At 66.8% G+C, this 13002-nt stretch carries 12 protein-coding genes; 10 read left to right on the forward strand and 2 right to left on the reverse strand.

Going from position 1 to position 13002, the window contains the following annotated elements:
• Positions 1 to 164: 164 nt before the first annotated feature.
• From urtA to AC07VS_RS24035, 10 genes are all read left to right on the forward strand, one after another.
• Positions 165 to 1433, forward strand: coding sequence for an urea ABC transporter substrate-binding protein (gene urtA, locus AC07VS_RS23990; RefSeq protein WP_494655921.1), 1269 nt, complete (start codon positions 165 to 167; stop codon positions 1431 to 1433).
• Between the two features lie 195 nt (positions 1434 to 1628).
• Positions 1629 to 2543 (forward strand): urea ABC transporter permease subunit UrtB, encoded by a 915-nt coding sequence (urtB, locus tag AC07VS_RS23995; protein WP_492349553.1) that lies wholly within the window; start codon positions 1629 to 1631, stop codon positions 2541 to 2543.
• Between the two features lie 58 nt (positions 2544 to 2601).
• A complete protein-coding gene (urtC, locus tag AC07VS_RS24000; protein WP_492349554.1) occupies positions 2602 to 3810 on the forward strand; it encodes an urea ABC transporter permease subunit UrtC in 1209 nt (402 codons plus the stop codon).
• A gap of 17 nt (positions 3811 to 3827) precedes the next feature.
• Positions 3828 to 4571, forward strand: coding sequence for an urea ABC transporter ATP-binding protein UrtD (gene urtD / locus AC07VS_RS24005; protein ID WP_494655922.1), 744 nt, complete (start codon positions 3828 to 3830; stop codon positions 4569 to 4571).
• A gap of 46 nt (positions 4572 to 4617) precedes the next feature.
• Positions 4618 to 5307: an urea ABC transporter ATP-binding subunit UrtE gene (urtE, locus tag AC07VS_RS24010; RefSeq protein ID WP_492349556.1), complete on the forward strand. Its 690-nt coding sequence runs from the start codon at positions 4618 to 4620 to the stop codon at positions 5305 to 5307.
• 57 nt (positions 5308 to 5364) lie between these two features.
• The gene (gene fmdA, locus AC07VS_RS24015) at positions 5365 to 6594 is read left to right on the forward strand and encodes a formamidase (RefSeq protein ID WP_492349557.1); all 1230 of its coding nucleotides are present in this window, start codon (positions 5365 to 5367) and stop codon (positions 6592 to 6594) included.
• 23 nt (positions 6595 to 6617) lie between these two features.
• The gene (locus tag AC07VS_RS24020; protein WP_492349558.1) at positions 6618 to 6992 is read left to right on the forward strand and encodes a zinc ribbon domain-containing protein; all 375 of its coding nucleotides are present in this window, start codon (positions 6618 to 6620) and stop codon (positions 6990 to 6992) included.
• 31 nt (positions 6993 to 7023) lie between these two features.
• Entirely contained in the window at positions 7024 to 8064 is a 1041-nt protein-coding gene (locus AC07VS_RS24025; RefSeq protein WP_019573618.1) for an aliphatic amidase, read from the forward strand.
• Positions 8048 to 8902 (forward strand): CbbQ/NirQ/NorQ/GpvN family protein, encoded by an 855-nt coding sequence (locus AC07VS_RS24030; protein WP_492349560.1) that lies wholly within the window; start codon positions 8048 to 8050, stop codon positions 8900 to 8902. Before AC07VS_RS24025 ends, AC07VS_RS24030 begins: the two co-directional genes overlap by 17 nt.
• The gene (locus AC07VS_RS24035; RefSeq protein WP_494752221.1) at positions 8886 to 10613 is read left to right on the forward strand and encodes a VWA domain-containing protein; all 1728 of its coding nucleotides are present in this window, start codon (positions 8886 to 8888) and stop codon (positions 10611 to 10613) included. The genes AC07VS_RS24030 and AC07VS_RS24035 overlap by 17 nt, the downstream gene beginning before the upstream one ends.
• Positions 10614 to 10626: 13 nt before the next feature.
• Here the strand turns inward: AC07VS_RS24035 and AC07VS_RS24040 are convergent, their stop codons facing one another.
• Both AC07VS_RS24040 and AC07VS_RS24045 read right to left on the reverse strand, forming a co-directional pair.
• Positions 10627 to 11721 carry a porin gene (locus AC07VS_RS24040; protein WP_492349562.1) on the reverse strand — a complete coding sequence of 365 codons (1095 nt, stop codon included), beginning with the start codon at positions 11719 to 11721 and terminating at the stop codon, positions 10627 to 10629.
• 264 nt (positions 11722 to 11985) lie between these two features.
• Positions 11986 to 12897, reverse strand: a complete 912-nt coding sequence (locus AC07VS_RS24045) for a LysR family transcriptional regulator (protein ID WP_492349563.1) — start codon at positions 12895 to 12897, stop codon at positions 11986 to 11988.
• Positions 12898 to 13002 lie beyond the last annotated feature (105 nt).

Here is a 13002-nt window from a genome sequence, read left to right on the forward strand (position 1 = left end):
TCGCCCCGTGCTGGTGCGTGGGCCGGCCATGCCCTGGCGATGGGGTTTGCGCAGGCCCCTACGTTAATTGACGTATGGGCCGCTCCCAGGGTTCTCCCTAATCTTTGCACCAGCGCGGCGATTCCCGCCGTCCGGTTTCAAAACCCTGTTGCAAGGAGCGTTTCATGAAGCACGTTTTCGACGTTCAAGACCCCCGGTCCACCAAGGCTGAGATCAGCCGCCGCCGCCTGCTGCAGGCCTTGGCCACGGCCTCTGCTGCCGGCCTGCCCGCCTGGTCTTTTGCCCAGCCCACCGACAAGGTCAACACCACCAAGCTGGCCGTGACCGACACCGAAGTCACCGTGGGCCAGTTGCACTCGGCCACCGGCACCATGGCCATCTCCGAGACCGGCTCCATCCAGGCCGAGCAACTGGCCATCGACCAAATCAACGCCATGGGTGGCATCCTGGGCCGCAAGATCAAGGTGATCAAGGAAGACGGTGCCTCCGACTGGCCCACCTTCGCTGAAAAATCGAAGAAGCTGCTCATCAACGACCGTTGCGCCGCCGTCTTCGGCTGCTGGACTTCGGCCTCGCGCAAGGCCGTGCTGCCGGTGTTCGAGAAAGAAAACGGCCTGCTGTACTACCCCACCTTCTATGAAGGCCTGGAGCAGTCCAAGAATGTGATCTACACCGGTCAGGAAGCCACGCAGCAGATCCTGTACAGCCTGGACTGGGCCCAGAAGGAGAAGAAGGCCAAGACCTTCTTCCTGATCGGCTCGGACTACATCTGGCCGCGCACCTCGATGAAGATCGCCCGCAAGCACATCGAGAACTTCCAGAAGGGCAAGGTCGTGGGCGAAGAGTACTACCCGCTGGGCAGCACCAACTTCGGCTCGCTGATGAACAAGATCAAGGTGCAAAAGCCCGACTGCATCTTTGCCGCCGTGGTGGGGGGCTCGAACGTGGCCTTCTACAAGGCGCTCAAGGCCGCCGGCATCACCGGCGACAAGCAACTGCTGGTGACCCTGGCCGTGACCGAGGACGAAATGACCGGTGTGGGCGGCGAGAACTTCGCCGGCTTCTACTCGTCGATGAAGTACTTCCAGAGCCTGGACAACGAGAACAACAAGAAGTTCGTGGCCGCCTTCAAGGCCAAGTACGGCGCCAGCGCGGTGATCGGCGACGTGACCCAGGCCGGCTACCTGGGCCCGTGGCTGTGGAAGGCCGCGGTCGAGAAGGCCGGCAGCTTCGATGTGGACAAGGTGGTGGCCGCCTCAGAGACCGGCATTGAACTCAAGACCGCACCCGAGGGCTACGTGAAGCTCGACAAGAACCACCACCTGTGGAGCAAGTCGCGCATCGCCATGGGCCTGCCCGATGCCACCTTCAAGGTGGTGTCGGAGTCGCCGGACCTGATCAAGCCCGATCCGTTCCCCAAAGGGTACCAGTGACCCCCCCGTTGCTTGCTCACTGCGTGTAGCCGGCATACCCCCCAGGGGGCGATGCGTGCCGACCGGCAAAGCCGGTCCGCCGCATCCCCCAACGGGCTTCGCTTCGCTTGCCGGGGCTCCGTTTTTGGCGACACAAGCACTGCGCCCTGAGCGTGCTTTCGACTTTGCAGACCCACCCCTTCGGGAGTTCGTGCCATGACTTTTTCTGAAATGCTCAACATCGGCCTCATGCAGGGCTTTGCCGGCTTGAGCCTGTTTGCGGTGCTGCTGCTGATGGGGTTGGGGCTGGCGATCATCTTCGGGCAGATGGGCGTGATCAACATGGCGCATGGCGAGTTCATGACCATTGGCGCCTACACCATCTACCTGGGCTCGACGCTGGCGTCCACGCATGCGCCGCAGATGGTGCCCTACTACTTTCCGCTGGCCATCCTGGCGGCCTTCGGGTTCTCGTTTGCCGCGGGCTGGCTGGTGGAGTGGGGGCTGATCCGCCATCTGTACAAGCGCCCGCTGGACACCTTGCTGGCCACCTGGGGCGTGAGCCTGGCGATCCAGCAGATGTTCCGCACCTTCATCGGCCCGAAAGAGGTCAGCCCCACATTGCCCGACTGGCTGCTGGGCTCGTGGGCCCCGGCCGAGGGGCTGGACATTCCCATCAACGGCCTGTTCGTGCTGGGCCTGACGGTGGTGGTCACGCTGGGCGTGCTGCTGGCCCTGCACAAGAGCCGCTGGGGGCTGCGGGTGCGGGCCACGGTGAGCAACCGCGTGATGGCCAACGCCATCGGCATCGACACCAAGAAGACGGACCGTCTGACCTTTGCCATCGGCTGCGGCATCGCCGGTGTGGCCGGTGCCGCCTTCACCACCATCGGCTCCACGGGGCCCACCTCGGGCTCGCTCTACATCGTCGATGCCTTCCTGGTGGTCACCTTCGGTGGTGCGGCCAGTCTGCTGGGCACCGTGGTGTCGGCCTTCGGCATCGCGCAGACGCAGTCGATCACCGAATTTTTCCTGGCCGGCTCGATGGCCAAGGTGATCACCCTGTCGCTGATCGTGCTGATCCTGATGGTGCGCCCGCAAGGCTTGTTCGCCTCCAAGGTGCGTCGCTGAGTTGCTGCGTTGAGTCGCTGCGTGTTTCCCTGTTCCTGAGTTCACCGGAGTCCTCCCCATGAATGCCCTCAAAGCCTGGATCCAGCGCTACCAGCTTGCCAGCCTGGTGCTGCTGACCGTCTTGCTCGCCGTGGTGCTGCCCCTGACGCTCGACATCTTCCGTCTCAACCTGGTGGGCAAATACCTCACCTATGCCTTCGTGGCCATCGGCCTGGTGATGGTCTGGGGCTACGGCGGCGTGCTCAGCCTGGGCCAGGGCGTGTTCTTCGGCCTGGGCGGCTATGCCATGGCCATGTTCCTCAAGCTCGAGGCCTCGGATCCGATCAGCACCAAGATCCAGTCCACCCCGGGCATCCCCGACTTCATGGACTGGAATCAGATCACTGAGTTGCCGGCCCTCTGGGTGCCCTTCAAGAGCCTGCCTTTCTCGCTGGCGGCCGTGATCGCGGTGCCCACCCTGCTGGCCTGGCTGGTGAGCTTTGCCATGTTCAAGCGCCGTGTGGGCGGGGTGTACTTTGCCATCATCACCCAGGCGGTGGCCCTGATCCTCACCGTGCTCATCATCGGCCAGCAGGGCTATACCGGGGGCGTCAACGGCATGACCGACCTGAAGACCGTGCTCGGCTGGGACACCCGCACCGACAGCGCCAAATACATCCTCTATTACCTGTGCGTGGCCTTGCTGATCGGCGCCATCGTGCTGTGCCGCTTCATCCAGACCAGCAAGCTCGGCACCCTGCTGCTGGCCATGCGCGACAAGGAAGACCGGGTGCGTTTCTCGGGCTACGACGTGGCCAACTTCAAGATCTTCACCTTCTGCCTGGCGGCTGCGCTGTCGGGCATCGGCGGGGCGCTGTTCTCGCTGCAGGTGGGCTTCATGTCGCCCAGCTTCGTGGGCATCGTGCCCTCGATCGAGATGGTGATCTATGCCGCCGTGGGCGGGCGCATGAGCCTGGTGGGCGCCGTGTACGGCACCTTGCTGGTGAATGCGGGCAAGACCTATTTCAGCGAGAGCTTTCCCGACCTCTGGCTGTTCCTCATGGCCGGCCTGTTCATCGGCGTGACCATGGCTTTCCCCATGGGCCTGGCCGGGGTCTGGGAGGAGCACATCGTGCCCTGGTGGAAGGGCCGCCGCCAGGCCCTGAAGGAGGCCGCCGTCCAGGCCCCCGCCAGCACCCCGGCCAACGCTGCCCAGGTCGCCGCCCCAGTCGCCGCCGATCCTCTCCCGGCCACGCTGCCTGACGGCGTGAGCAGCCAAAGCGTCTGACCCCCACGGAGCCCCCCATGAGCAACACCGACTTCGCCCTGGCCGTGGAAGACCTGACCGTCTCGTTCGACGGCTTCAAGGCCATCGACGCCCTGACCCTGTACGTCGACAAGAACGAGCTGCGCGTGATCATCGGCCCCAATGGCGCCGGCAAGACCACCCTGCTGGACCTGATCTGCGGCAAGACCCGCGCCACCAAGGGCAGCATCAAGTTCAAGAACGAAGAACTCACCCAGATGGCCGAGCACAAGCGCGTGCGCCTGGGCATCGGCCGCAAGTTCCAGACCCCCTCGATCTACGAGAACCTCTCGGTGTTCCAGAACCTCGAGGTGTCCTTTCCGTCGGGCCGCTCGGTGTTCGGCGCCCTGGCCTTCAAGTGCACCGATACCGTGCGAGCGCGTGTGCAGGCGGTGGCCGATGACATCGGCCTGGGCGACAAGCTCGACACCGAAGCCGGCCTGCTGTCGCACGGCCAGAAGCAGTGGCTGGAGATCGGCATGCTGCTGATGCAAGAGCCCGAGCTGCTGATGCTCGACGAGCCCATCGCCGGCATGAGCGCGCGCGAACGCGAGCTGACGGCCGAGCTGCTGCAACGCATCTGCCAGAACCGGGCCGTGATCGTGATCGAGCACGACATGGAGTTCGTCAAGCGCATCGCCCACAAGGTCACCGTCATGCACCAGGGAAAGATCCTGGCCGAAGGCTCCATGGACAAGGTGCAGGCCGACCCCAAGGTGATCGACGTCTACCTTGGCCACTGAAGCACCACTGAAGCACCACTGAAAAACGAACCCACAGGAGCGCAGCATGCTGGAAGTCAAGGATCTGTTTGTCGCCTACGGCCAGAGCGAGGCCCTGCATGGCATCTCGTTCGAGGGCCGGGCCAATGAAACCGTGGCCATCATGGGCCGCAACGGCATGGGCAAGACCACGCTGTTCAAAAGCCTGATGGGCGTGATGCCACTCAAGAGCGGCAGCATCCGCGTGGCCGGCCAGGACGTGTCGCGCGACGAGAGCTTTCGGCGCGTCGCCAAGGGCATTGCCTATGTGCCGCAAGGCCGCATGATCTTTCCGACCCTGACGGTCGAGGAGAACATCCAGACCGGTCTGGAGAACTCGAAGACGCGCCAGATCCCCGAAGAAATCTACGCCCTGTTCCCCGTGCTGTGGGACATGCGCCGGCGCAAGGGCGGCAACCTGTCGGGTGGCCAGCAGCAGCAACTGGCCATTGCCCGCGCCCTGGTCACCGACCCCAAGGTGTTGTTGCTCGACGAGCCCACCGAAGGCATTCAGCCCTCGATCATCAAGGACATCGCCAAAGCCCTGAACGAGATCCGCAAGCTGCGCGAGATCACCATCATCGTGAGTGAACAGGTGCTGTCCTTTGCCATGGACGTGGCCGATCGCCTGTTCGTGATCGAGGGCGGCCGCCTGGTGCATGAAACCGCCCGCGCCGACACCGACCAGCAGCACATCAAGGCCTACCTGTCGGTATGAACCGGGCTGCGCCGCACGTTTTTTCACCTCTCCACTTTCATTCCCAAGGAGCACACCATGGCTGAGACCCTGATCAAGGTTGACCTGAACCAGTCCCCCTACGACAACCCGCTGGTGCACAACCGCTGGCACCCCGACATCCCGATGGCCGTGTGGGTCGAGCCCGGGGCTGAGTTCAAGCTCGAGACCTACGACTGGACTGGCGGTGCCATCAAGAACGACGACAGTGCGGAAGACGTGCGCGACGTGGACCTGTCCACGGTCCACTTCCTGTCGGGCCCGGTGGGGGTCAAGGGGGCCGAGCCCGGCGACCTGCTGGTGGTCGACCTGCTCGACATCGGGGCACGTGACGACAGCCTGTGGGGCTTCAACGGCTTCTTCTCCAAGCAGAACGGTGGTGGCTTTCTGGACGAGCACTTTCCGCTGGCGCAGAAGTCGATCTGGGACTTCCATGGCCTCTACACCAAGAGCCGCCACATCCCTGGCGTCAACTTTGCCGGCCTGATCCACCCGGGCCTGATCGGCTGCCTGCCCGACCGCGCCATGCTCGATGCCTGGAACACCCGTGAAGCCGACCTGATTGCCACCAACCCGACGCGCGTGCCCGGCCTGGCCAACCCGCCGTTCGCCAGCACCGCCCACATGGGCAAGCTGCAGGGTGAGGCCGCCGCCAAGGCCGCAGCCGAAGGCGCCCGCACCGTGCCCCCGCGTGAGCACGGCGGCAATTGCGACATCAAGGACCTGTCGCGTGGCTCGCAGGTGTTTTTCCCTGTCTACGTCGAAGGCGCCGGCTTGTCGGTGGGCGACCTGCACTTCAGCCAGGGCGACGGCGAGATCACCTTCTGCGGCGCCATCGAGATGGCCGGCTGGGTGCACATGAAGGTCAGCCTGATCAAGGGCGGCATGGCCAAGTACGGCATCAAGAACCCGATCTTCAAGCCCAGCCCGATCACGCCCAACTACAAGGACTACCTGATCTTCGAAGGCATCTCGGTCGACGAGTCGGGCAAGCAGCACTACCTGGACGTCACCATCGCCTACCGTCAGGCCTGCCTGAACGCCATCGAGTACCTGAAGAAGTTCGGCTACAGCGGCGCCCAGGCCTACTCCCTGCTGGGCACGGCGCCGGTGCAAGGCCACATCAGCGGGGTGGTCGACGTGCCCAATGCCTGCGCCACGCTGTGGCTGCCCACCGAGATCTTCGACTTCGACATCAACCCCACGGCCGCGGGGCCCCAGAAGATCATCACCGGCGGGGTCGACCTGCCGATTGCGCAAGACAAGTAAGCCATCCCAGCAGGAGACCGCCCATGCCTACCTACGACTATGACTGCGCGGCCTGCGGCGGCTTCGACGCCCTGCGCAGCCTCGCGCAGCGCAACGAGCCCGCCGCCTGCCCGCAGTGCGGCGGGGCCTCGCCGCGGGTGTTTGCCCACGCGCCGCACCTGGCCTGCGTCAGTCCCGAGCAGCGCCGTGCCCATGACACCAATGAGCGGGCGCGTCATGAGCCCCGCAGCAGCTCACGCGACGGCACTGAAGGCTCTTATGGGCGCATGCGCCACCCGGCGGGCTGCGGTTGCTGCAGCAGCAACGGCGGCAACAGCGGAAAACGCAGCGCCACCTACACCGCACCCAGCGGGGCCAAGGCCTTCCCGAGCAAGCGGCCCTGGATGATCAGTCACTGAAGACCGGCCAGGCCGGCAAGGAGCACAAGCCATGATTCACGGCGACATATCCAGCAGCAAAGACACCGTCGGTGTGGCGGTGGTCAACTACAAGATGCCACGCCTGCACACCAAGGCCGAGGTGCTGGACAACGCACGCAAGATCGCCGACATGCTGGTCGGCATGAAGGCCGGCCTGCCGGGCATGGACCTGGTGATCTTTCCCGAGTACAGCACCCACGGCATCATGTACGACGCCCAGGAGATGTACGACACGGCGGCCACCGTGCCCGGGGCCGAGACCGAGATCTTTGCCGAGGCCTGCCGCAAGGCCAAGGTCTGGGGCGTGTTCTCGCTCACCGGTGAACAGCACGAAGAGCACCCTTACAAGGCGCCGTACAACACCCTGATCCTCATGAACGACCAGGGCGAGATCGTGCAGAAGTACCGCAAGATCATGCCCTGGGTGCCGGTCGAGGGCTGGTACCCCGGCAACTGCACCTATGTGAGCGAAGGCCCCAAGGGCCTGAAGATCAGCCTCATCATCTGCGACGATGGCAACTACCCCGAGATCTGGCGCGACTGCGCCATGAAGGGCGCTGAACTCATCGTGCGCTGCCAGGGCTACATGTACCCGGCCAAAGAGCAGCAGATCCTGATCAGCAAGGCCATGGCTTTTGCCAACAACACCTATGTAGCCGTGGCCAATGCTGCCGGCTGGGACGGGGTGTACAGCTACTTCGGCCACAGCGCGCTGATCGGCTTCGATGGGCGCACCCTCGGCGAATGCGGCGAAGAGGAGTACGGGGTGCAGTATGCGGCCCTGTCGACCAGCCTGATCCGCGACTTCCGCAAGAACGGCCAATCGGAGAACCACCTGTTCAAGCTGCTGCACCGCGGCTACACCGGCACCATCAACTCGCGTGATGGCGACAAGGGCGTGGCCACCTGCCCCTACGACTTCTACAGCCGCTGGGTGAACGATCCCGAAGGCACGCAAAAGGCGGTCGAGGCCTTCACCCGCCCCATGGTGGGGACCGAGGAATGCCCCATCGAGGGCATTCCCAACCCGGGCGATGCGGGCCACCGCTGAGGCGTCCGCCCCCTGTGCGACGGGGGCGGACGCCCTGGCTGCCTGGCGCTTGCAGAGCGAGCCATTCTACCAGCCGGTAGGTGATGAGGTGAAGGCCTTCGAGGCCGCCACCGCCTGCCGCTTGCCGGTGTTGCTCAAGGGCCCCACCGGCTGTGGCAAGACCCGCTTTGTCGAACACATGGCCTGGCGCTTGCAACGCCCCCTGGTCACCGTCGCCTGCCATGAGGACCTGAGTGCCGGCGACCTGGCTGGGCGCTGGTTGCTCGATGCCCGAGGCACCCACTGGCAGGACGGTCCCTTGGCCCTGGCGGCACGCCACGGCGCCATCTGCTACCTGGACGAATTGGTCGAAGCCCGCGCCGATGCCACGGTGCTGCTGCACCCTTTGGCCGATACCCGCCGGGTGCTGCCGCTGGAGCGGCGCGGCGAGCTGCTGAACGCCCATCCCGACTTTCTGCTGGTGGTCAGCTACAACCCGGGCTACCAAGGCTTGCACAAGGCCCTCAAGCCTTCCATGAGGCAGCGTTTCACGGCCTTGCAATTTGACTACCCCGAGCCCGCCCAGGAGGCCGCCGTGGTGGCCCGCGAGGCGGGTACCGACCCTGGGCTGGCACAGCAACTGGTGGCCCTGGGCCAGCGCACGCGGCGGCTGCAGGACCATGGGCTGGAAGAGGGCGCCTCCACGCGCATGCTGGTGCACGCCGCGGCCCTGGTGCGCGCCGGCCTGTCCCCAGCGGCGGCGGCCTTGCAAGCGGTGGCCACGCCGCTCAGCGACGAGCCCGGTCTGCAGCGCACCTTGCGGGCGCTGGTGGAGGCCGTGTTTGGTCCACCAGATTGACCCGGGTCGGGTGCCGCCCCCTTTGGCGCCCTCGCTTGCGGCGGGGCTGGGCGCCTACCAGCAAGCCTTGTGGGGCTTGCCGGCGCGGCTGGTGCTGTGGGACGCCCATGACGCGCGTGCTGGGCAGGCGCCGGTCCTGACCGGAGGCCCCGCAGGCTTGCCGGGCACGACGCCCACCCTGCACCTGCCCTGGGCTGCGCCGGCACCGCCGCGTCGCTGGGCTGAGGCGGTGGTCAGCCACGCGGCGGCGCATCAGCGTTTTGGTGCGGTACCCCAACCCCGGGCCGGACTCAAGCCTGTGCAGCAAGCCTTGTACGGGGTGCTGGAGGACGCCCGTGTCGAGGCGCTGGCCTGTGCCGAACTGCCGGGCCTGCGTGGGCTCTGGCAAGCCTTTCATGGCGGGCCGGATGCCTTGCAGGGCCTGGGCTTCGAGGCCTTGTTGGCCCGCCTGGCCCGGGTGCTGCTCGACCCCGCCTGGCGCGACCCGCACCCCTGGGTCGACAAGGTGCGCCGTGGCGTGCAAGGGCCTGATGGCGGGGGCCTGCTGCTGGCCACCCCCGCCTCTTTGCGCCAGGCCGCATCGGTGCTGGGGCATGACATCGGTCAGATGCGCCTGCCCTTCAACCCCCGCACCTACCGGCCCCATCCCGCGTACCGCGATGACAACCAGCACCTGTGGTGCTGGGACCCCGAGCTGCCGCCGTCCGATCTGCCGCTGCGGGGAGAGGCCGCGCAAAGCCGCGATCCCCAGCTTGATTTGCAGGCGCCGCCCAGCCTGCAGGCGGCTGCGCCACGGCCGGTCGAACCGGCCAGCCCGCCCACAGGGGCCGGGGCCTGGCACCCTGAGTGGGACCAGCGCATCGGCCGCTATCGGCCGGCCTGGTGCTGCGTGCGGGTGGAGCCGGCATTGCCACGCGGGCCGGCGCTGGCGGGGGCCCCGGCGCCGCCAGCCTTGCGCGCTGCGCTGGCCCGCCTGCCCGGGCCGCGCCAGCGTGCCCCGGGTTGCGCCGCCGAGGGCGAGGTGCTGCACCCTGCCGCCCTGGTCGAAGCCGCGCTGGACCTGCGCCGCGGCCAGCCCCCCGACCCCAGGCTGTACCAGCGTCAGCGGGTGCAGGGGGCGCCGCTGGCGGTCAGCCTGTTGCTGGACATGTCGGCCTCCACGGCCGAGCCCGGGCCCGGGGGCTTGCCCCTGCTGGCGGCCTTGCGACCTTCGGTGGCGCACACGCTGGCCGCCCTGCAGGCGCTGGGGCACCGGCAGGCGGCCTGGGCATTTTCGTCGCGCGGGCGCCTGCAGGTGACGCTGCAAGGCCTCAAGGATTGGAATGAATCGGCCCTGGCGCCCGAGGTGCAGGCGCGGCTGGCGGGCCTGCAAAGCGGCGGTTCAACCCGCTTGGGCGCCGTGCTGCGCCAGGCCTTGCAGGCCCAACTGGCGGATGCCGCCCGGCACCCGGGCTGGCGCCGGGTGATGGTGTTGCTCACCGATGGCGAACTGCACGACATCGATGTGCACGAGGCGGGCTACCTGCAGGCTGACCTGGCCCGGGCCTGCCGTGAGGCCGCACGCCAGGGCGTGGCCGTGCGGGCGCTGGTGCTGCCGCCAGGACGGCCGCAGGCCCTGCACCCCTGCCTGGGGGCCGGGGCCTGCGCCGAGCTCGGGGGACCGACCCAGTTGGCTTGGCGCCTGCCATTCCTGTTGGGCGCGGGTTGGTGAGTCCTGGGCGGCCTCAAAACACGTGCTTGATGCCCAGCGAAACGCCGGTGGCGGTGCGGCGTGTGCCCGGCAGGTGGGCCGCGCCTTGCCACTGGGTCTGGTCCAGTTCGGCGTACACCAGGCTGCGCCGCGAGAGCTTGTATTCGAGGAAGCCCACTGCTCTGTTGAAGCCATCGTTGGCCAGGCCGGTCTGCTGGCGTTTCACGTGGTAGAGCGCCATCACCAGGTCCAATTGGGCGCTCAAGGGCAGCACGCCCCCGAAAGACAGGATGTCGCGCCGGGTTTCCTGGGTGGTGCTGGTCTGGGCGATGTGGCGTGCATAGCTGGCGGACCAGCGCCCGCCCCAGGCGGCCAGGCCCAGGCCGGCGCTGACGGCTTTCAGGTTCAGGCCTTCAGCGGTCTTGAACTGGCTCAGGGACAGGCTGCCGTTCAGGTCGGGCGTGTCGTAGAACAGGCCCAGCTCGGTGGCGCCGGCCTGCGAAGGGGCGTCGCTTTGTCGCTGCCCCAGGGCGCGCAGGGCCCGCCATTCATAGGCCCCGGTCTTGAGGCTGTATTTGAGGGTGTTGTCCAGTCGGAACGAGCCTGTTGCGGAGCCTGCCGGTCCGTACTCCTGGCCCAGGCCGTGGGCACTCAAGCCGGCCAGTGCCACATTGGGGTTGAAGGGCGCAAAACGAAAGCCCAGGGGGTCGATCTTGCCGAGGGAGTCTCCCAGCAGCGTGGTCTGACGGCCCAGTGTCAGCGTGCCCGCCTCACCCGACAGGCCGAGAAAGGCGGCCCGGTCAAACCATTTGTTGCGGTTGATGCTGGTGCCGTCGTTCAGGTTGAGGCCGGTTTCCAGGTTGAAGAGCGCAGCCAGTCCGGCGCCAAGGTCTTCGCGGCCGCGAAAGCCCAGCCGGCTGGTGGTGTCGATGCCGCTGCCGACCAGGCTGCTGTCTCCCGTGCTGGGGGCATTGCCCGGCGTGAGGCCGCTGGCCTGTCGAAAGCCCATGTCGGCAATGCCATACACGGTGACGCCGTTTCCGGCTGTCTGGGCCTGGGCGAATGGCCCCATCAGGCCGAGCCAACCCAGACAGCCTGCCATGCAGGCAGTACGAGCGTGAAATTTCATGAATAGAGTCTCCGGAGCCCGCGTGCGGGCCCTTGTTGATGCCAAGGTGGTTGTTGAGCCGCCGGATTCGACGCAGGCGCCCAGGTGGGGCGCCGCCGTTGTGAGGCGGGGGCCGAATGGCGCTGCGTGCTTGGGCAGCGGTGCCGGCGGTCAGAGCCCAGAGAGCGTAGAGGCCGTTCGATGCGGTCGCCCAACCGTTGGGTCGACAGATTCAGACCTTGGTCGGGTCAGGCGATCGCTCCGAGCCGGGTCGCGCGGCGGGCCTCAGCGTTCGCCGCGGACGTCTTGTATCAACTCGATGAAGCGCCGGGCCCCCAGGCCCAGCGGGCGCTCCTTGGACCAGACCACGTCCACCCACAGCGCCAGGCCGTTGGTGAGGTTTTCGAACGGCAGCACCACCAGGCTGCCGGCAGCCACCTGGCTGCGCACAAAAGACTGCGGCAGCCAGCCCCAGCCCAGGCCGGCCTCGATCAGGCGCAAGGCGGCCACCTGGTTGTCGGTGCGCCAGTGGTGGCGGGCAAACACGAAGCGGGGGTCGCTCTGGCCCAGGTCCCGACCGGCCACCACGATCTGGCGCACCTCGGTCAGCAGGTTTTCGCGAAAGGTCTGGGCCGGCTCGCCGGGCGCTGGTGGGTGGGCCAGCATGGGATGGCCTGGGGCCATGACGGCCACCAGGGTCTCGCTGCCCACCTCCTGAAAGCCCTCACGGCCGTCCAGGCTCGGGCGTTCGAAGACCAGGGCCAGCTGGGCGCGACCCTCGTGCAGCAGCTTGAGCGCATCGGCCTGCGGGGCTGCCAGCAGTTCCAGCTGCAGCAGCGGGTGCTCGGCCGCCAGTGCGGCCAGCGGGCCGCTCCAGGGGCCGGCCAGCAGTTCGGGCGCGATGGCCAGCGTGAGGCGTTCCTCCAGCCCCTGGTTGAGCGAGCGGGCCTGCGAGTTGAGCTGGCGCAGTTGCACCGCCAGCAGACGCGCCTGGGGCTCCAGCGCCCGGGCGGCGGCGGTGGGGCGGGGCTCGCGGCCGCTGCGGTCGAACAGCACCAGGTCCAGCTCGGCCTCCAGTTGGGCCACAGCCATGCTCACGGCCGAAGGCACGCGCCCCAGCGCCCGGGCGGCGGCCGAAAACGAGCCCCGGTCCAGCACGCTGAGAAACAGATCCACGTTGTCGGCGCTGAAAGCCATGATGTATCAATAAATCTGAAAGGAGATGACTTTAACTGTCAGAACGGTGCACATAAAGTACGCGCATGTCTTGCCCATCGCCCACCTCGTCTTCCAACGTTGCCA

The organism is Curvibacter sp. GW821-FHT01G03, from assembly GCF_059422285.1.